This window comes from Bradyrhizobium sp. IC3195 (assembly GCF_020193585.1).
Lineage (GTDB): Bacteria > Pseudomonadota > Alphaproteobacteria > Rhizobiales > Xanthobacteraceae > Bradyrhizobium > Bradyrhizobium yuanmingense.
Genome location: NZ_JADYVG010000001.1, coordinates 609,462 through 628,169, shown reverse-complemented (window position 1 = coordinate 628,169; position 18,708 = coordinate 609,462). Strand labels below are relative to the sequence as shown.

Annotated in this window: 16 protein-coding genes; 10 read left to right on the top strand and 6 right to left on the bottom strand. The window is 64.8% G+C overall.

Annotated features, from left to right (window positions below; genetic code table 11):
* Positions 1–33: 33 nt before the first annotated feature.
* Complete coding sequence (gene aat / locus I6F09_RS02985; RefSeq protein ID WP_225187418.1) at positions 34–714, top strand: leucyl/phenylalanyl-tRNA--protein transferase; 681 nt, start codon at positions 34–36, stop codon at positions 712–714.
* A 12-nt stretch (positions 715–726) separates the two neighbouring features.
* Here the strand turns inward: aat and I6F09_RS02980 are convergent, their stop codons facing one another.
* Entirely contained in the window at positions 727–1,755 is a 1,029-nt protein-coding gene (locus I6F09_RS02980; protein WP_192893224.1) for a DUF2155 domain-containing protein, read from the bottom strand.
* Positions 1,756–1,959: 204 nt separating this feature from the next.
* Between I6F09_RS02980 and I6F09_RS02975 the strand changes: the two genes are divergently transcribed.
* Positions 1,960–3,006, top strand: a complete 1,047-nt coding sequence (locus I6F09_RS02975; protein ID WP_225187417.1) for a Na+-dependent transporter — start codon at positions 1,960–1,962, stop codon at positions 3,004–3,006.
* 38 nt (positions 3,007–3,044) lie between these two features.
* On the top strand, positions 3,045–3,299 hold the full coding sequence (locus tag I6F09_RS02970) for a PepSY domain-containing protein (RefSeq protein ID WP_036000102.1): 255 nt from the start codon (positions 3,045–3,047) through the stop codon (positions 3,297–3,299).
* A gap of 76 nt (positions 3,300–3,375) precedes the next feature.
* Here the strand turns inward: I6F09_RS02970 and I6F09_RS02965 are convergent, their stop codons facing one another.
* On the bottom strand, positions 3,376–4,314 hold the full coding sequence (locus tag I6F09_RS02965; protein ID WP_225185982.1) for a GlxA family transcriptional regulator: 939 nt from the start codon (positions 4,312–4,314) through the stop codon (positions 3,376–3,378).
* A gap of 104 nt (positions 4,315–4,418) precedes the next feature.
* Between I6F09_RS02965 and I6F09_RS02960 the strand changes: the two genes are divergently transcribed.
* A complete protein-coding gene (locus I6F09_RS02960) occupies positions 4,419–5,105 on the top strand; it encodes a DJ-1/PfpI family protein (RefSeq protein WP_225187416.1) in 687 nt (228 codons plus the stop codon).
* 422 nt (positions 5,106–5,527) lie between these two features.
* Here the strand turns inward: I6F09_RS02960 and I6F09_RS02955 are convergent, their stop codons facing one another.
* A complete protein-coding gene (locus I6F09_RS02955; RefSeq protein ID WP_036022873.1) occupies positions 5,528–5,935 on the bottom strand; it encodes an NADH:ubiquinone oxidoreductase subunit NDUFA12 in 408 nt (135 codons plus the stop codon).
* 240 nt (positions 5,936–6,175) lie between these two features.
* On the opposite strand from I6F09_RS02955, the gene I6F09_RS02950 reads away from it, so the two are divergent.
* The 3 genes from I6F09_RS02950 to I6F09_RS02940 all read left to right on the top strand — a co-directional run bounded on the left by I6F09_RS02950 (position 6,176) and on the right by I6F09_RS02940 (position 9,805).
* On the top strand, positions 6,176–6,889 hold the full coding sequence (locus tag I6F09_RS02950) for a BA14K family protein (protein ID WP_225113967.1): 714 nt from the start codon (positions 6,176–6,178) through the stop codon (positions 6,887–6,889).
* Positions 6,890–7,127: 238 nt separating this feature from the next.
* Positions 7,128–7,550, top strand: a complete 423-nt coding sequence (locus I6F09_RS02945; protein WP_036022871.1) for a response regulator — start codon at positions 7,128–7,130, stop codon at positions 7,548–7,550.
* Positions 7,547–9,805, top strand: coding sequence for a CHASE3 domain-containing protein (locus I6F09_RS02940; protein WP_225171227.1), 2,259 nt, complete (start codon positions 7,547–7,549; stop codon positions 9,803–9,805). Before I6F09_RS02945 ends, I6F09_RS02940 begins: the two co-directional genes overlap by 4 nt.
* Positions 9,806–9,826: 21 nt before the next feature.
* Here I6F09_RS02940 and I6F09_RS02935 read toward each other — a convergent pair whose 3' ends face one another.
* Positions 9,827–11,107 carry a malonyl-CoA decarboxylase family protein gene (locus I6F09_RS02935; RefSeq protein WP_225187415.1) on the bottom strand — a complete coding sequence of 427 codons (1,281 nt, stop codon included), beginning with the start codon at positions 11,105–11,107 and terminating at the stop codon, positions 9,827–9,829.
* 12 nt (positions 11,108–11,119) lie between these two features.
* The gene (mdcA, locus tag I6F09_RS02930; protein ID WP_225125586.1) at positions 11,120–12,766 is read right to left on the bottom strand and encodes a malonate decarboxylase subunit alpha; all 1,647 of its coding nucleotides are present in this window, start codon (positions 12,764–12,766) and stop codon (positions 11,120–11,122) included.
* 111 nt (positions 12,767–12,877) lie between these two features.
* On the opposite strand from mdcA, the gene I6F09_RS02925 reads away from it, so the two are divergent.
* From I6F09_RS02925 to I6F09_RS02915, 3 genes are all read left to right on the top strand, one after another.
* A complete protein-coding gene (locus tag I6F09_RS02925; protein WP_036000125.1) occupies positions 12,878–13,738 on the top strand; it encodes a LysR substrate-binding domain-containing protein in 861 nt (286 codons plus the stop codon).
* Between the two features lie 581 nt (positions 13,739–14,319).
* Complete coding sequence (locus I6F09_RS02920; protein ID WP_225141768.1) at positions 14,320–15,291, top strand: ABC transporter substrate-binding protein; 972 nt, start codon at positions 14,320–14,322, stop codon at positions 15,289–15,291.
* Between the two features lie 8 nt (positions 15,292–15,299).
* The gene (locus I6F09_RS02915) at positions 15,300–17,099 is read left to right on the top strand and encodes an adenylate/guanylate cyclase domain-containing protein (protein WP_051056832.1); all 1,800 of its coding nucleotides are present in this window, start codon (positions 15,300–15,302) and stop codon (positions 17,097–17,099) included.
* A gap of 19 nt (positions 17,100–17,118) precedes the next feature.
* On the opposite strand, the gene I6F09_RS02910 is transcribed toward I6F09_RS02915, so the two are convergent.
* Complete coding sequence (locus I6F09_RS02910) at positions 17,119–18,018, bottom strand: DMT family transporter (RefSeq protein ID WP_225187414.1); 900 nt, start codon at positions 18,016–18,018, stop codon at positions 17,119–17,121.
* Positions 18,019–18,708 lie beyond the last annotated feature (690 nt).

Genomic DNA, 18,708 nt, shown 5'->3' with positions numbered 1-18,708 from the left:
AACTGCATTGCGATCCTGCTATGATGGCAAGCCATGACTTCGCGCGACTCCGCCCCGTCTGAAATCACGCCGGCCGTGCTGCTGCGCGCTTATGCCTGCGGCATCTTTCCGATGGCCGAAAGCGCCGACGATCCGACCCTGTTCTGGGTCGAGCCGGAGCTGCGCGGCGTCATCCCGCTCGACGGCTTCCGCGTCGCCTCGCGCCTCGCGCGCACGGTGCGCTCGGATCAGTTTCGCGTCACCGTCAACACCGCATTCAAGGCGACCATCGCCGGCTGCGCGGCGCCGCAAGTGGGCCGCGAGGACACCTGGATCAACAAGCGTATCCGCGACCTCTATGGCGGGCTGTTCGAGCTCGGCCATTGCCACAGCGTCGAAGCCTGGCAGGGCGACGAGCTCGTCGGCGGTCTCTACGGCGTCAGCCTGGGGCGGGCCTTCTTCGGCGAGAGCATGTTCCACAATGTGCGCGATGCCTCGAAGGTCGCGCTGGTGCATCTGGTCGCGCGGCTCATTCACGGCGGCTTCGAGCTGCTCGACACCCAATATGTCACCGAGCACCTGAAGAGCTTCGGCGCCGTCGAGATCTCGCGGCGACGCTATACCGCGCTGCTCGACAAGGCGCTGGCGGGCGAGCCCGGCGATTTCCTGAAGCTCTCCGCCGGCGAACCGATCCCGGGCGCAAGCGCCCTCGAGATCATCGCTTCGCGGCAATAACGAACAGCTCGGTTAGCGGCCAAACCCGGGAATGCCGAACAGGCCTGGGCGCTGCTCCGGTGGTGGCGGCGGTGGCGGCGCCGGTTGCTGCTGCTGGATCGGCGGCAGCGGCTGCGGCGGGCGCTGCTGCACCTGCTTGGGCGCGGCCTTCTTCTGCGCGGGCGGCGGTGGCGGCGGCTTGGCCGCGGCCGGATCCGGTGCCGCCGTCGCCACGGTCTGCTGCGGCTCTTTGCAGTCGGTCAGCCAGATGTCGTAGATCGGATGCTCGACGCCGTGCAGGCCGGGGCTCGCCGCGTACATCCAGCCCGAGAAGATCCGCTTCACCTCGCCCTGCAAGGTGATCTCGTCGACCTCGACGAAGGCGTCGGTGTTGGCCGCTTCAGTCGCCGGACGCGTGTAGCAGGCGTTGGTCTTGACGCGGAGCGCACCGAACTGGACGGTCTCGCCGATCTCCTCGTCGAAATTGATGATGCGCCCGGTGATCTTGTCGAGGCCGGAGAACGTCGCCTTCTTGTTCACGATCTTCTGGGCCGGCGGCTCCGTCACGACCTCGTCGCCCGGCTGGAGGCTGGCCGGCGTCTGCGGCACGCCGCCCTTCTGCTGGGGCTGGCGCTGACCGGGCGCTCCGGGAGCGCCTTGCGGACCCGGCGGAGTGATCGCGGCCGAGGGCGGCTGGTTCGGCGGCGCGAGGGTCGAGCCCGGCGGCGGTGCTAGGGGCTGGGTCTCGACCGGCCCGGGCATCACGTTGCCCTGCCGGCCCGGAGGCGGCGGCATCGGGCGCGACGGCAGCACTCGGCCCTGCGGCGGCAGCTCCGGCACCTCTTCGTCGTCCTCGGGCATCTGCTGCGGCTGGGGCTGGCCGCGCGGAATGCTGCCGGGCGGCCGCAGCGGCGGCGGATCGGAGAAGATCGTGCCGATCTGCGCACTTGCCGGCGTCGCAGCCGTCAGTGCGGTGGCGGCCAAAAGCGCCGCAAGACCGGTCAGGGAAAAGGTTTTGAACATTTCGCGCGGCTTCAACAGCGAATCGGGCTCGTTGGACATTCTACAGGGGATACCGCCGCTCGCAGGCCTTCCGGTTAACACGCCGAATACGGCGGGGGAAGGGCGGCATCCCTGCCCTTCCCGGCCCGGTCTGGCCAGGCCGGCTCCCGGATGGGATAGTCCTGAGCCCCTCGCCGGGGCACCCCCATGGCCGAAGGCGAGCATGCCCTCCAAAGCGCTACACAGCCGATAATACCGACAGAAATGCCCTCCCTCCTCCGAGCCGTCCTCGCCCTTCCCCTGCGTGCCCTCGGCTGGCTTGGTGGCCAGGGCACGCGCGCGGTGGCGGCGATTGCCTTCATCGCGGTCGCGGTGCCGCCGCTCGGCGCGCTGCTGCGCCCCTACGTCACCGAGGCGATCTTCCTTCTGCTCTGCATCTCCTTCATGCGCGTCGATCTCGGCGCGCTGTACGGACATCTGCGCCGGCCGGCGCTGGTCGCGGCCGCCACCGCCTGGACCACGATCGGTGTGCCGCTAATCTTCGCCCTCGCTGCCCACGCGACGGGGCTCTCCACGAGCTCTCCAGGCCTTGCTCTCGCGCTGATGCTCCAGGGCATGGCCTCGCCGATGATGGCGGCGCCAGCGCTTGCCGCGCTGATGGGCCTCGATGCCGCGCTGGTGCTGGTCACGCTGGTGACCTCGACCGCGCTCGTGCCATTCACCGCCTCGCTGTACGCGAGCCTGTTTCTCGGCGGCATGCTCAGCATCTCTCCGATGACGCTCGGCTTGAAGCTGCTCGGCATCCTCGCCGCATCACTGGTGACCGCCACGATCATCCGCCGTCTGGTGGGCAGTGATGCAATCCAGCGCCACAAGCGGCCGATCGACGGCCTCAACATCATCATACTCTTGGTGTTCGCCTCCGCAGTGATGGGCGACGTCGCAACCGAGTTTCTCGCCGATCCGCTGTTCACGATCGCCGTCGCGCTGCTCGCTTTTGCGGTCTACTTCACCCTCCTCGCCGCAACCACGCTGATCTTCCGACGTGCCGGCACCGAGCGCGCGTTCGCGCTCGGCCTGATGGTGTCACAGCGCAATCTGGGCCTGATGCTGGCGGCCGCCGCCGGCGCGCTGCCGGCGACGACCTGGCTCTATTTCGCGCTGACGCAGTTTCCGATTCACTTTGCGCCGTACATGCTGATGCCGATCGCAAGGCGCCTGACGGCACGCACGAATGGGTCCAGCGAGGCAAAAAAGGCCGAAGTTCACTCGTTTGTGTCACAGGAGCGCCGTGAAGGAACAACAATCTAAGGTGGCCGTTCAAGGTCTGTTACCCAAAGGAGGTCGCGATGAGGTTTGCCGTGATTTTGGTTCTCGGCTCGCTCGCGCTGGGCTCGGCCGCGAGAGCCGATCGACCCGGCCCCGACTGGATGCCGATGCAACAAGTGATAGCCAAGATCCTGGAGGCGGGCTATTCCGAGGTCACCAAGCTTGAAGCCGACGATGGCCGGTGGGAGGGCGAAGGCATCAAGAACGGCCAGAAGATGGAATTCCGTGCCGATCCCAAAACCGGCGCCATCGTGAGCGAGAAGCCGGACAAGTGAGCATCGCCGAAGTCCGCTTCTGAGCAACGCCCGACTTCGCCGTTCCGCAGGGCTCGCCAAGGTCAAGAGAAACGTCCTACCCCGCCCGCGCCGCGCGCCGCAGCGCCTGCGGCGGCTGGCCATAGGCGCGGATGAAGGCACGCCGCATGCGCTCGGGGTCGCGGAAGCCGGTCACCTCCGCCACGCGCTCGATCGCCTCGCGCGAGGACTGCACGCGCTCGCGCGCGACTTCGAGCCTGAGCCGCTCGATCGCCTTGGACGGTGTCGTGCCGGTCTCGGCGGCAAAGGCACGGGCAAAATGCCGCGCGCTCATGCCGGCGCGATCGGCGAGATCCTCCACCGTCAGCGGCGCGTCGAGATTTTCGCGTGCCCAGGATAGCAGTGCGCCGAAACGACCATTCGGCGCCTTCAGCTCCAACAGCGACGAGAATTGCGACTGCCCGCCGCTGCGGCGGTGATAGAGCACGAGCTGCCGCGCGGTCGCCTGCGCGATCTCCTCACCGTGGTCCTCGGTGACCATCGCGAGCGCGAGGTCGATCCCTGCGGTGATACCTGCGGAGGTCCACACATTGCCGTCGCGGGTGAAAATCTGGTCCGGCTCGAACTTCACCTTGGGAAACCGCGCGATGAAATCGCGCGTCCGTCCCCAATGCGTGGTGGCGCGGCGGCCGTCGAGAAGCCCCGCCTCGGCGAGCACGAAGGCGCCCGAGCAGACGCTCGCGACCCGCACGCCGCGCCTTGCAAGCCGCTGCACGAAGGCCCGCGTGATCTGACAGCGCCCAGCTTCCGCGACGCCCATGCCGCCGGCGACGACGAGCGTCGTGATCGCGTTCGCGGTCTTGAAGTCGCGCGCCATCATCTCGACGCCGGACGAGCTGCGCACCAGCCCCGGCTTGGCGGCCAGCACGCGGATGGCTGGCGCCTTGCCGAGGCAGCGCGCTGCGATCTCGAACGCCGAGATCGGACCTGCCGCATCGAGCAGCTGGAAGTCCGGGAAGATCAGGATGCCGATCATGGGCCAAGCCGTAACGTATGTCCGAAAGCGAGGGAATTATGCCATTTCGGACAGAAGGGCACCATGCCATTCTGCCGGCGTCAAGCGCATTATCGGAGGCTCCCATGTCGTCACCGCTCCAGATCGGAATCCTGGTATTTCCGCGCGTCACCCAGCTCGATTTCACCGGCCCCTTGCAGGTGTTCGCCATGGTCCCGGACGCAAAGCTGCACCTGATCTGGAAGCGGATCGAGCCGGTGCCGAGCGATTCCGTGCTGACGCTGACGCCGACTACGACCTTTGCGGATTGCCCCCAGCTCGATGTCATCTGCGTGCCGGGCGGCCAGGGCACCAACGACCTTCTCAACGACGAGGACGTACTGGAATTCCTGCGCAAGCAGGCGGCAGGCGCCAAGTACGTCACCTCGGTCTGCACGGGATCGCTGGCCCTCGGCGCCGCCGGCCTTCTGAAGGGCTACCGCGCCGCCACCCATTGGAGCGCAATGGAGATGCTCGCACAGTTCGGCGCGACGCCGACCAAGACACGCGTCTGCGTCGATCGCAACCGCATCACCGGCGGCGGCGTCACCGCCGGGATCGATTTCGCGCTGACGCTGGTCTCGATCATGGTCAATCGCACCACCGCCGAAGCGATCCAGCTGCAGATGGAATACAATCCAGCCCCGCCGTTCAATGCCGGATCGCCCGACACCGCACCAGCCGAAGTGCTGGCGCTGCTGAGGGAGCGCGGCGCGCAGAACCATGCACGGCGGCTCGAGGCGGTGCAGCGCGCGGCCGAGCGGGTGGCGTAAAGGATCGGGCTTGCTCTTGTACCCCGGACGCAGCGCAGCGCTGCACGCTCCAGCGCGTCCGGGACACGCGAGGCGAACAACGACAGAAAAAGGCCGCTCGGTTTCCCGAGCGGCCTTTCCTGTCTCACGGTGGCTGCACATTCACATCGGGCGATGTCGGAGCTTCCAGACCGGGGGCCTATCTCCCGATCGAGTCCTTCCTCGGCGGCCGCTGCATCTCGGGACAGTCGCGAACTGTTGCCCGAACCGAACGCGATGGTCTCCCATCTCCGTAAGATGGGATCATTGAGCCGCATCGCCCGCCTCGCGGCAACACCTGCGCAGGCGGCATCCCCGCTGTTCCCGTTGTCCACAGCGGCGCGGCGCGGATGCATGTGCATCCGCTTTGGACGATGGTGATTCGTGGGTCGGCCGAAAGGGGCTTAGCCGGGCGTCCAGGGCTGATAGTCGCCGGTCGCCTTGGGACGCCTGCCGCTGGCGAGCGTCGAGCCGGAGGGACGATAGGCCTTGGCCGTGCCGGTGAGATTCGGCTGGTGCGGCTTCTCCCACTCGCGCGGCTGATAATCGATCTCGGTCGGCGGCTTGTCGACGACGTGGTGGATCCAGCCATGCCAGGACGGCGGAATCCGGCTCGCTTCCGCGTAGCCGTTATAGATCACCCAGCGCCGCTCGAAGCCGAGCGCCGGATCGATCGCCCCGCCCCGCGTGCGGTAGTAACGGTTGCCCTGCTCGTCCTCCCCGACCAGCTCGCCATACCGCTTGGTCCAGAGCTGGGTGCCAAAGGTCTGGCCATTCCACCAGGTGAAGAACTTGAGGAAGAATTGTTTCATGCGGCAAGGGCCCTGCTTCGTGGGGTCCTGATGCCATCCGGGGGCCGAAATGTCCAGTTCGGCAGGCGCGTCGGCGCCCCCGCAAATCCGCCTGCCGCGCACGCCCCTGCCGCAAAGCCGACGCGATTCATTCATGCCCGGTACAGCGGCGGGACCTGAGCCTCCATGCGCGCGCAAACCGGCGTGATCCCAGGAACCCCCGCGCTTTCTCAGGGTTGCTTTCCGGGAAAGGAGTTTACCATGAACAGTCTGAAATTGTTGAGTGCCGCTGCGACGGTGGCGTTGGTTCTTCCCTTGGCGAGCCCGAGCTTTGCGCAGCAGAGTCGTGCCGCCGCGGTCGGAGCGGGCGGTGGTGCGGCGATCGGTGGCGGAGGTGCCGCGGTCGGTGGCGGAGGCGGCGGCTTCGGTGGCGGCGCCCGCATGGGCGGCGGCGGCGCCGCGTTCCAGGGCGGTGGCGGCGGTTTCGGGGGCGGAGCCGCGATGCGCCCGAGCGGTGGCAATTTCGCAGGCGGTGGCGCGGTCCGTCCGGGCGGTGGCAGTTTCGTCGGGGGCGCGGCAGACCGTGCCGCTATCTCGCCGAGCTTCAGTGGGACCCGTAGCGCTGCAGTTGCGGGCAACTGGCAGGGCGGCAGCGGCAATTGGCAGGGCGGCAGCGGCAACTGGAGCGGTCGTCACTGGCACGGTCGCCACCACCATCATCATCGCCACGGCGGCTTCTGGCCGGGCTTTGCGGCTGGCGCCGCGATCGGCGGCCTCGGCTCCTACGCCTATTACGGCAGCGGCTACGGCTATTACGATGATCCCTACTACTACGGCTACTATGACGAGCCGTCGGTTGCCGTAGTGCAGGATGGCGGCGGCGACGCCGCTTATTGCGCGCGGCGCTTCAAATCTTACGACCCGGCCTCGGGCACCTATCTCGGCTACGACGGCCGGCGGCATCCTTGCCCGTAAGCAGATCGCGAAGACTAGAGGCGAAAGGCGTCGCAGCAATGCGGCGCCTTTTTTGCAATCGGCGCCTTCCTCGCTCCTTTCGGCTCCATCACCCTCGCAGATAAATACAAATCGATGCAAATGGACCTTTATGCACCAAACCGTGCATATCCTGCGCGATCCAATCGCAAATTGACCGGACCCACGATTCGCGGATATCACAAACCACAGTGGGGACTTCGATCTTCTGGGAAGTGTCATGCCGCGTATTCTCGTGGTTGATGACGATCCGATGGTCGGCGCGACCATCGAGGTCCTCCTCCAACGTCAGGGCTTCGACGTCACGCTGACCGACGGCGGCGAAACAGGACTGGCTGCGCTGGAATCGCAAGCCTTCGACGTCATGCTGGTCGACATCTTCATGCCGCATATGCGCGGCTTCGAATCCATCCGCATCTTTCACGAGCGCGCCCCTGCCACGCCGCTGATCGCGATGTCAGGCTATGCCTTCGCCTCGTCCGCCTCGCCCTCTCCCGATTTTCTCCGCATGGCGCTTGAGCTGGGCGCAACGCGCTGCCTGCGCAAGCCGTTCACGCCGGAAGCGCTGCTGACCACGATCCGGGAATGCCTTGCCGGCGCGGGCGAGAGCGCGCCGCCGAAGGACCAGAAAGAAGCCCCTTGATTCCAACGCAGCGCGTCATTCTCGGTGTTGGACTTGCCATCCTCCTGATCATCACCGCGGCCTCGATCGCCCTCGACGTCAAGTCGCGGTCCGACGCGGCGTCGGTGAACCACACCGTCCAGGTGCAAAAGAAGATCTCCGATCTGCGCGTGCTGCTGCGCCGGGCCGAGAGCGCCGCGCGCGGCTACGAGCTCTATCGCAGCCAGGGCTTCAGCGACGAGTTCCAGGCGGTGCACGCCAAGCTCGCGCCGGCCCTCGCCGAGCTCAAGCGCGACGTGCGCGACACCCCCGATCAGGTCGCCCTGCTTGAGGGCACCGAGCCGCTGGCGCTGCGCAGGATCGAGATCGCCGCCACCGCGATGCGCCTGCGGGCCGCCAACGACCAGGCCGGCATTGCCGCGCTCAACAGCAAGGCCGAGGGCCGCGGCCTCATGGACACGGTGATGCGCAATCTCGACCGCCTGAGCGCGGAGGAAGAACGCCTGCTCGCCGCCCGCTCCCAGGATTCGCGCCGCACCGGCATCGTGCTGCTCGGCATCGACGTCGCCGGCGCCGTGCTGATCCTGCTCCTGGTCGCGTTGGTGATGCGCGAAAGCCGCCGCACGACCGGTGAGCTCCAGAGCTCGCTCGAGCAGACCCAAGCCGCCAAGGCGGCGCTCGAGGCGGCGGTGGCCGAACGCACCGAGCACCTCGTCGCCGCGCATGACGAATTGCGCCTGTCGGTCAACGTGCTCCAGAGCACGTTTCGCAGCATGGCGGAGGCGGTGCTGGTCATCGACGCCGAGGGCACCGTGCTGCTGTCCAATCCGGCCGCCGAGCGCATGCTGCTGCATCGCACCGGCATGAACGTCGGCAATCTGCGCGCGCTGTCCGACGTGTTTCACGGCGACGGCGTCACGCCGCTTCCGGCCGACGAGCTGCCATCGACGCGCGTGCTGCGCGGCGAGCAGTTCGAAGAGCTGGAGATGATCGTCCGCCCGCACAGCGGCAACCCGCCGCGCCATCTCATGGTCAGCGGCCGGCCGATGCGGGACGGGCAAGGCAACATCTCCGGCGCGGTGCTGGTCTATCACGATGCGACGACCTCGCGCGAGACCGAGCGGCAGTTGCACCAGTCGCAGAAGCTGGATGCGATCGGCAAGCTGACCGGCGGCGTCGCGCACGACTTCAACAACATGCTCACGGTCATCTCCGGCAACACCGAGACGCTGGTGGAGCGCCTGAAGGACCAGCCCGAGCTGCAGCGCACGGCCCGGCTTATCGACGATGCCGCCGAACGCTGCGCCGAGCTGATCCAGCACCTCTTGGCATTCGCGCGCCGGCAGCCGCTCGAGCCGCGCAACGTCGACATCAACGCCGCGATCTCGGACATCGCAAAGCTTCTGCGCCCCACCCTCGGCGAGCAGATCCAGATCGAGACCGTCCTGGAACAGGGGCCGATGACGACGCATATCGATCCGTCCAGGCTCACCAACGCCGTGCTCAACATGGCGATCAACGCCCGCGACGCCATGCCGGGCGGCGGCAAGCTGCTGCTGGAGACCCACCGCGTCGTGCTCGACGAAGCCTATGCGCAGGCCAATGCCGACGTGGCAGCGGGCCCCTACATCATGCTCGCGGTCAGCGATACCGGCACCGGCATGCCCCCTGACGTGCAGCAGAAGGCGTTCGAGCCCTTCTTCACCACCAAGGAGGTCGGCAAGGGATCCGGCCTCGGCCTCTCCATGGTCTACGGCTTCGTCAAGCAATCCGGCGGCCACATCAAGATCTACAGCGAGGAAGGCCACGGCACCACGATCAAGCTCTACCTGCCGCCGGGCGAAGGCGCAGCGGACATCGCAACCGGCGTCACGCCGACGGCCGAAGGCGGCGCCGAGACCATTTTCGTGGTCGAGGACGATCCGCTGGTCCGCAACTTCGTCACCGCGCAGCTCCAGAGCCTTGGCTACAAGACGATCGCCGCGTCCGACGGCAAGGCGGCGCTGGACCTGATCGAGGCCGGGCAGAGCTTCGACCTGCTGTTCACCGACGTCGTCATCCCCGGCGGCATGAGCGGCCGCGAGCTCGCCGACGAGGTGGCGAGGCGCCGGCCGGGCGTGAAGGTGCTCTACACCTCCGGCTACACCGACAACGCCATCGTCCATCACGGCAAGCTCGACGACGGCGTGCTGCTGCTGACCAAGCCCTATCGGCGCAACCAGCTCGCCGAGATGATCCGCAAGGCGCTGAACGGCGGCGGGATGGCGCCGAGCTAGCGCAACGAACTTGATCGCGGCTCAGTCGGTGATGTGCAGTAGAGCATCGACATCAGGCGAACGGACGATAGTGCCGTCGCGTACAAATGCTTCGTGATTGGTCTCAATGGTGTTGTGGTCATAAAGATAGTTGACCATGATCCCGAAGGATTCTTGAATCGCACGCAGAGCGGTATTGCCGAGCCAATTGATGCGCTCGAGCCGTGCGCCGTTGCCGAGGTGAAAACGCGCCACGGGGTCGATGCGTATCGAGGGCTTCCGTGTCAGATAGCTAGCGCAGAGCCGCAGCAAGGGCACGCGCAGCTTCTCGCTCTGCGCCGGGTCATTCCACCAGCTATCGCTCTCCAGTTGCGATAACAGCGCCGCATCGGGATCACTTGCATTTGCAAGCCGATTAGCGAGCCATTGCCGAAATCCCGGTACCGGAGATAGGGTGGAAAAACGCTTCAGCTGCGGAAACTCCGACTGCAGCTCTTCAACGACCTGCTTGATCAGGAAATTGCCGAACGCCACGCCGCGCAGGCCGTCCTGACAATTGGAGATCGAGTAGAAGATCGCGGTGTCGGCGCGCGCGGCGCGTTGCTGCGCGATGGCTTCACCGTCGTCCTGCGACAACAACGGCTGCACGGCCGTGGCCAGTCCTTCCACCAAAGCAACCTCGACGAAAATCAGTGGCTCGCCTGGAAGTGCGGGATGAAAGAAGCCAAAGCAGCGCCGATCGGGTGCAAGGCGCCGGCGCAGGTCGTCCCAGCCCTTGATTTCGTGCACGGCTTCGTAGGCGATCAGCTTTTCCAGCACCGCGGCCGGTGTCTGCCAGTCGATGCGCCGCAACTCGATGAAGCCGCGGTTGAACCATGAGGCGAACAAATGCTTGAGATCCGCGTCGAGCAACTTCAGTTCGGGGTCAGTGCGCATGTATGAAGTAATTTCGCTGCGAATCGCGATCAGCGCGCTGATCCCGCCGGGTGCCATGTTGATTCGCCGCAGCAGTTCCTGGCGCGGCGGCTCGGCAGCACGCGCGAGTGCGGCCGCGGCTTCTGCGGTGCCTTCGGCGAGGTAGCGCTGCGCCGCCGCGCGCAAAGCCGGACCGTGAGGATGGAATTCCGTGGCGAGATAGCGCTGAAAGCAGCGGCGATCGTTGTCGTCGAGTGCACCAAGCATCTCGCGCAATTGCCGCGCGACCAGCGCTCCTGAGGCCTGGCTGCGCTCGGAGAGCAGCGATGCTGCGAGCTGCTTCGCGCGATCGAGGAGCGGCATTGTCGTGCTGGATGGATCGTTGAAAGTTTGGCGGATTGCGGACATGACTATTCCTCCTCAAGCTTGGGCGGTGACGGCGCGGCGGAACTTGGCCGGTGGCGCGTAGAGTCCGCTCGAGGCGGCCACGAGGTCATCGATCGTCTTGGCGGCGAGCAGATCGCGCGTCGCCGTGCCGACGTCGATGCCAAGGTCTGCCGGAAACATCACGATGCCGCGACGGCGGAGGCTCTCGGTTGTGTCAGGCGATTGGCGCTTGCCAAATTCGGTGTCGCCGGCGATCGCGCGCAATGCCGCCTCGCGATCTTGCGGTGATCGGCAGCGCAACAGGTTCGCCACGGCCTTCTCGGTGATGACATGGCTCACGTCGTCGCCATAGATCATCACCGGCGGCAATGCGAAGCCGGCGGAGGCGGCCAGATCGAACGCGTCCAGACGCTCGACAAAACTGGGCGTGCCGTTTGGCTGATGGGTCTGCACCATCTGCACCACAAGCTTGCGCCCGCGTAAGGGATCGCCTGCTTCCTGACCGGCGCGAAGCCAGGTGGGGCTGTCGTGGCGACGACCGCGTGCATCCGCGCCCATGTTCGGCGCACCGCCGAAGCCTGCGATCCGGTCTTTTGTGGCCGTCGAACTGTTGCCTCGCGCGTCGATTTGCAGCGTGGCGCCAACAAACATGTCGCAGGCATATTGTCCGGCGACCTGCGCCAGTGCCCGGTTCGACCGCAGGCTGCCGTCGGCGCCGATCGGGAATATATCGGCGTGCTTTGCGACGTAGCGCTCCATACCGAGCTCGGAGCCGAAGCAATAGACGCCGTCGACGAAGCCGGCTTCGATCGCCGGGATCAGGGTCGGGTGCGGATTGAGCACGAATTGGCTCGCGATCTTGCCCTTCAGGCCCCGCCGGGCGGCAAATGTCGGGAGGATCAGCTCGATCGCCGCGGTGGCGTAACCGATGCCGTGGTTGAGCCGCCGGACCTCAAATGGCTCATAGACCGCAGCAATCGCCATCATCGCCATCAGCACGTTCTCGTCCCTTACTTTGGCGGGGTCGCGCGTGAACAGAGGCTCGATCGCGTAAGGCTTTGGGCTTGGTATGACGAAATCGACCCAGTCGCCGGGGACGTCTACTCGCGGCAACCGGTCAACGATCTCGTTGACTTGCGCCACGACAATGCCGCCGCGAAAGGCCGCGGATTCGGCGATGGTCGGCGTGTCTTCGGTGTTGGGACCGGTGTAGAGATTGCCGTTGCGGTCGGCCTTGTCGGCGACGATCAGCGCCACGTGCGGCGTCAGGTCCACCAACATCCGAGCATAGAGCTCGAGATAGGTATGGATTGCGCCGATCTTCACCGTGCCGCTGCCGACCAGTTCGGCGAGCTTGCGGCTCTGCGGACCTGCGAAGGCAAAATCGAGCCGATTGGCGACACCGCGCTCGAACACGGCGAGATGATCGGGCAGCGCCAGCACCGACTGCACCATGTGCAGATCGTGAATCTGCGCCGGATCCACGCTCGTCAGGGCGGCGGCAAGAAAATCGGCCTGCTTCTGATTGTCGCCCTCGATGGCAACGCGGTCGCCCGGCTCGATGATCGCTTCGAGCAACTCGGTCGCGCGCTCGGCAGGGCAGAGCTTTTCAGAGCAGATCGTGGCGGCCCGAGCTAGCCTCGCGGAGCGATCCGCTCCCCGTCGTGATGTGGCGTGCATGATGAACCTCCTTCGCTCGACGCTGTCTTCGATGCAGAAGTTAGGTGACCAGTATTGATTATAGAAACGATATTTTGTAATATGATTGATCATGAATTTGGATCAATCGGCATGCTGGAATTCGAGCTTTTGCGTTCCTTTGTTGCCGTCGCGGATTGCGGCGGCTTCCACCGCGCCGCCGAACGGCTCAATCTGACGCAGTCGACCATCAGCCAGCAGGTCAAGCGATTGGAGCTTGAAACCAAACGTCCGCTGTTCCGGCGCACGACCCGCAGCGTCGCGCTGACCGACGATGGAGAGATGCTGCTGGGTGACGCCCGTCGTCTGTTGCAACTCGAGGAGGCGGCCCGCCATCGCCTGTCAGCGCCGCGTTTGTCAGGAGCCGTGCGTCTTGGAGTGGTCGAGGAAGTCGCCGGCGGCTCGCTGCCATCGGCGCTGGGACGCTTCGCCATGTTGCACGCGAGCGTGAAGCTCGAGGTGCAGATCGGCGTTAGTGCGGAATTGATCGAGCAGTTGAACAAGGGACGACTCGACGTCGTGTTCGCTAAGCGTCCGCTCGGTACGTCGCGTGGGCGCCTGGTCTGGCGCGAACCCATGGTCTGGGCCGCCGCCGACGCGTTTGATCTGGTTCCGGGCGCGGTGCTGCCGCTGGCGCTCTATCGCGAGCGGTCAGTATCGCGTGAGGCAGCGCTCGCCGCGCTAAATGACAGCGAACTGACGTGGGAGATCATCTATACCAGCCCCAGCCTGACAGGTGTGCGCGCGGCGGCGCTCGCTGGTCTCGCCATCACGCCGCTTCCCGCGAGCGCGGTCATTGCAGGTTTGCGCATTCTGGGATCGCAAGAGGGGCTGCCGCGCCTTCCTGACCTTGAGTTCGCAATCTATGAGAAAGCCCGGCCCGAAAAGGCCGCGGCGGCGCTGGCCGCAGCGCTTCTGGCACTTGGGCAATCGCCAGCGCGCCCGACGATTTAGCGCCATATGTTCCGTTGCGGGTCCAAACCCCAGGGTACAGATTGGTTCATCTCGCAATGATGAGGATCCGTCAGGCGGTATTGAGCGCATCGGTCTCATGACGGCTCTGGGTCACAAGCAGTGATGCTCTGGCAGATCAGAATATCTCCGCTCGTCCCTCAGGAGCGAACATTGCCTTTATGAGCCCCTAGCCCGTATGAGTACACGCGCTAGCCCGTGAGTTGCCGAAGGCGCTGAAGTCACCCAATCTATGAGGTCGTGGGCACTGGCTCAGGATGTGAGTTCCAACTGTCCTTTTGAGGCGCCATAGCTAGCCCGGATCCGCGCTGGAGGTGTTCGGACACCGCGCGATGCAACGCGCAAGGCCGTTTTGGTCTTAACCGGGCCGGTCTCAAGTAAAAATCAAGCGCATCTCAAGGACAAATCGTCTCGCCAGCCCAGTCTCTGAGCATGCTCACGAGGACAAATGTCGGAGCCGGTGGCGCGACAGTCCGCTTGCGGAGCGCAGCAGTCATCAGACGCACAGCTAGGATCTTGGTCTGCGGCCGGAACTGCAAGGCCCAGCTTCGACAGGTGCTCGCATGAAAAGACGAGAGTTCATCTTGTTGATCGGTGGAGGACTGGCCTGGCCTGCGATCGCACGGGCGCAGGGCGGAGCCAAGCTGCATCGAATCTTCTGGGTCTCGACTGAGTCCGAACCGGATCCCTTCCTGGACGGCTTTCGCGATGGAATGCGCGCCCTGGGATATGTCGAAGGCAAGACCGTAACCTTCGAGACGCATTATGCCCCTGGAAATCCGCAGGCACTGCGGAAGATCGTCTCCGAGCTGCAGCGAGGGGATGTCGACCTTGTGGTCTCGAGCGGTCCGGCGACACGCGGCATGACTGCAATCACCGACATCCCAGTGCTGTTTGCATTGAGCGGCGACCCCGTCGCTTTGGGTGTGGTGAAGAGCCTTGCTCACCCCGGCACCAATTTCACCGGCAGCACATTCCTGTCGCTCGAGCTGGCAGGAAAGCGCGTTGAGCTGCTCAAGGACATTTATCCAAAGCTGCGAAAACTGGCGGTCCTCTCGAACACGGATCATCCGGGAGAGCCGCTGGAATGGCGTGCGACGTTGGAGTCGTGCCGAAACCTTGGGATAGAGGCAGCCTACGTTCCGTTCTGCGGCGCGCGCGAAATCGAGAATGGGTTGAAGGCTGCCGGCAAGGTGGACGCGGATGCTCTCCTCGTGTTTCCCGATGCTGTGACGCTGGTGCATCGTGCGAAGATTGCGGAGCTTGCAATTGCGCACCGGCTGCCTTCGATGTTTGGCTGGTCTGAATATTGTGACGCTGGAGGTCTCTTGAGTTACGGCGCAAACCAGCGCACGACCTATTTTCGGCTTGCCACTTATGCCGATCGCATCCTGCGCGGTGAATATCCGTCAGATCTTCCGGTGATGCGTCCCGAGAAGTTTGAACTGGCAATCAATATGAAGACAGCCAGGCTTCTGGGTATCAAGCTGGATGTGTCGTCGATCCTGTTTCGCGCCAGCAAGGTGATCTCCTGAGAGTAGCTATGAAGGACGGTGCTGCGCAGCCCTCTTCGTGTACGATGCCTCCGCGTCGCTCGCTGTTCTGCAAGTACTTCGCGACGTTGTTTGTCGCTGCGGTCGTGCCTCTGATACTCGGCGCGGCCGTCGAGGCTTCTTTCGGTTACCGAGACCAGCGTCGCCAGATCAGCGCGGTGCTGCAGGCCGATGCTCGCGCGGCGTCCGACAGGATCGAGGCGTTCACCGATGGCATGCGAGATCAGCTGGGTTGGATGGTGCAGCTTCCCTGGTCTGCCGGAGACGATGCGCAACATAAGATCGATGCCTTGCGTCTCCTCCAGCAGGTGCCTGCAATCGTTTCGGTTTCGCTTCTGGATGAGACCGGCACCGAACGGGTCTTTGTTTCCAGGCTGCTTCTGAACAGGACCGGGCGCGGCATCGATATGTCTGCGGATCCCGCTGTTCTGGGCGCACGCGGCAACAAAGTCTGGTACGGACCGGTTCAGTACCAGCAAGATTCAGAGCCCTATATGAGGATCGCGGTTGCCGGGAGCCTGCCGGCCGCAGGGGTTGCGATCGCCGAGGTCAATCTGAAGCTGATCTGGGATGTCATCGCAGCCATTAGAATCGGCGAGACCGGCTACGCCATTGTCGTCGATGATTCCGGTCATCTGATCGCACATCCCGATATCAGCCGGGTTCTGCGCGGCCGCGCCAGCTCCGGCAGTTTTGGCCGGATCAAGCATCTCGTTGGCGCGGCAAGCGGAGCGGCGGTGATAACCGGGGAGCGAGGCAACCCGGTGGTGGCGCTATCCGTTCAAGCCGCCGATGTGGGATGGACGGTGATCGCGATGCAGCCAGCCGCGGAAGCCTTTGCATCAATTCGGGCTGCCTTGTGGCGCTCGTCAATTCTCATTGCCTTTGGTGTTCTTGTCGCGCTGGCGCTCGCCTATTGGCGCGCGCACAGAATGTCCGGTCCGATCAAGCAACTGGAAGAGGGCGTGGAGCGGATTAGAACCGGACAATTCGAGCATCGCATCAAAATCTTCAGCGGTGACGAGTTGCAGCAGCTGGCGTTGCGTTTCAATGAAATGGCTTCTGAACTGGCGATCTCGCAGCAGAAATCTGCGCGGATCGAACGGCTGAAGCAGTTCCTGCCATCACAGGTCGCCGAATTAGTCGAACATTCTCACGAACTGCTCGAAGGGCAGCGCCGTGAAGTGGCTGTCATTTTTGGCGACTTGCGCGGCTTCACGGCGTTCTCCACTCGCAATGAACCCGATGTCATCATGGCCGTCATGCGAGAGTACTACGAGGCCGTCGGCGCCGTGACGACTCGTCACGAGGCAACGCTCATCGGCTTTGATGGCGACGGAGTCATGCTGCTGGTCAATGCCCCGATCGCATGCGAACAGCCGGCAACTCAAGCGGTCCGCCTCGCGATCGACCTGCAAATGACGGTTCAGTCCCTTGCCGGCAAATGGTGTGACGCCGGCCACGCGATCGGCTTTGGTGTGGGCGTTGCCATGGGACCGGCAACGGTAGGAACGGTCGGTTACAACGGCCGGCTGGATTACACGGCGATGGGAGCCGTGGTGAATTTGGCCTCGCGGCTCTGCAATCTCGCCAAGGACGCGCAGATCCTGGCTGATCCCACGATCGCTGGAAGAGTGAGGGATAGCGTCCCGATGGCATCGCTCGGACAGCGGACCATCAAAGGCTACGACCAGGCTCTCGAGGTCTTTGCCGTCGCACCTGCTGACCTGCCGTTGAAACCGCCGGGCCCGGCACAACGCCGGCGAGAGAAAGAACCTCAGGACCACTGATACCCCGGCCTCCGGACGGCTACCCCCGTGTCGCCAGCACCACCGCGGCCAGCGTAAACACCAGCCCCGCGATCTGCCCTGCCCCGAGCGGCTCGCCAAGCGCGACCGCCGAGGCCACGACGCCGATCACCGGCACCGCCATGGTGCCGATCGCGGCGACCGAGGCCGGCAGGCGCGCCAGTGCTGCGAACCAGCTGACATAGGCGATGCAGAACTGCCCGACGACCGAATAGACCAGCAGCCACCAGCCGAGCGGCGTCACATGCGACAAATGCGTCGTCTCGATCAGGAGGCCGACGATCGAGATCGGCAGGCAGCCGATCCCGATCTGCCAGGCTGCCGCCGCGAGCGGCGGCAGGTGAATCGGGTACTTCTTCGAGAGCACGGTGCCGAGGGCAAAGCCGAACGCACCGACCAGCACCATGATGATGCCCGGCAGCTTTTCCGTGCTGGCGGCAAGGCCGTTGCCCCCCATGATCGAGGCAAGCCCTGCGAAAGCCAGCACCAGCCCAAGCGTGCGCAAGACCGTCGGCCGCTCGCCCAGGACCGGCCAGGCGAGGATCGAGGCCCAGACCGGCATCGTATAGGCGATCAGCGCCGCCTCGCTCGCCGGCAGCCAGAGCAGTGCCAGCCCCATCAGCACCATCCAGCAGGTGACGTTGAGCGCGGCTGCGGTGAGCAGGCGCGGCCAGATCGCGCCCTCCACGTACAGGCTTTGCCGCCGGATCACCGCAAGCAGCGCCAGCAGCAGCGCGCCGAGCACACCGGTGACCCCGCGCAGTGTCAGAGGCGGCAGCTCGGCAAGTAGGAATTTCGTCACCGGCCAGTTGAAGCCCCAGCCGATCGAGGTGATCGCAAGGAACATCAGGCCGGCCGGGGCGATGCGCGGCCGCACGCCCGGCGTCGTCGAATCAAGCATGTCGGCTAGTCCGGCAAATCGGGCGGTCACCTTGGCCCGGATTCGCGGGTCCCACCACCGCTTTGGCGGGCATGCCTGCCCTCACCGTCCGTAGGGCTACGTGAGTCCTGCTGACGCAATCCCATTGCTCAAAAATATACCTGCCCTGTGAACAGCGGGATGAAGGCCCCGCGTCATCACGGCATGCAAATTTTTTCAGTTGGGAATCCCTGAGGACTCACTGATACTTGGGTCCACGACAGGCGCGGCGAAGACCCCTGTTATCCCCCGCAATCCACCATATTTAGTATTTGATTCAGGAACTCGCACTAGTTCTTGACGGGCGCAGCGGAGAGTCCTAGCTTTCGGTCCGTTCGGCGCGAGTGAGTTTGCGTCCCGCCGGCACTCCCCCAAAGGGTCTCGCAAATTTCAGCTCCGCCAGCCGGCCAAAGGCTGCGGATGAGGGCTTGTCTGCCCTCGGAATGCAGGCTCTTCGGGGCGCCAGAACGGGCCGGCAACAGGCTCGGATGGCATCGATGACGAAGTGACGTTGTGGGGCGTTGAACGCATGTCGCGCACATCCCCTTGGGGGCGGATGGGTGTGGACATGCCGGCGGGATGATCGATGCGACGCATCGAGCTCGCGCCGGGAAAAAACAGGGCCGGATCCACCGGCTGAACTGCGGTGCACCAAGGCCGAACGGCCGAAGG

Coding starts and splice junctions, on each gene's coding strand:
- I6F09_RS02950 (WP_225113967.1), top strand. CDS start 6,176: ATGAACAGTCTGAAATTGTTGAGTGCCGCTGCGACGGTGGCGTTGGTT.
- I6F09_RS02955 (WP_036022873.1), bottom strand. CDS start 5,935: ATGAAACAATTCTTCCTCAAGTTCTTCACCTGGTGGAATGGCCAGACC.
- I6F09_RS02915 (WP_051056832.1), top strand. CDS start 15,300: ATGAAGGACGGTGCTGCGCAGCCCTCTTCGTGTACGATGCCTCCGCGT.
- I6F09_RS02945 (WP_036022871.1), top strand. CDS start 7,128: ATGCCGCGTATTCTCGTGGTTGATGACGATCCGATGGTCGGCGCGACC.
- I6F09_RS02910 (WP_225187414.1), bottom strand. CDS start 18,018: ATGCTTGATTCGACGACGCCGGGCGTGCGGCCGCGCATCGCCCCGGCC.
- I6F09_RS02960 (WP_225187416.1), top strand. CDS start 4,419: ATGTCGTCACCGCTCCAGATCGGAATCCTGGTATTTCCGCGCGTCACC.
- I6F09_RS02920 (WP_225141768.1), top strand. CDS start 14,320: ATGAAAAGACGAGAGTTCATCTTGTTGATCGGTGGAGGACTGGCCTGG.
- I6F09_RS02980 (WP_192893224.1), bottom strand. CDS start 1,755: ATGTCCAACGAGCCCGATTCGCTGTTGAAGCCGCGCGAAATGTTCAAA.
- I6F09_RS02975 (WP_225187417.1), top strand. CDS start 1,960: ATGCCCTCCCTCCTCCGAGCCGTCCTCGCCCTTCCCCTGCGTGCCCTC.
- mdcA (WP_225125586.1), bottom strand. CDS start 12,766: ATGCACGCCACATCACGACGGGGAGCGGATCGCTCCGCGAGGCTAGCT.
- aat (WP_225187418.1), top strand. CDS start 34: ATGACTTCGCGCGACTCCGCCCCGTCTGAAATCACGCCGGCCGTGCTG.
- I6F09_RS02970 (WP_036000102.1), top strand. CDS start 3,045: ATGAGGTTTGCCGTGATTTTGGTTCTCGGCTCGCTCGCGCTGGGCTCG.
- I6F09_RS02935 (WP_225187415.1), bottom strand. CDS start 11,107: ATGTCCGCAATCCGCCAAACTTTCAACGATCCATCCAGCACGACAATG.
- I6F09_RS02925 (WP_036000125.1), top strand. CDS start 12,878: ATGCTGGAATTCGAGCTTTTGCGTTCCTTTGTTGCCGTCGCGGATTGC.
- I6F09_RS02965 (WP_225185982.1), bottom strand. CDS start 4,314: ATGATCGGCATCCTGATCTTCCCGGACTTCCAGCTGCTCGATGCGGCA.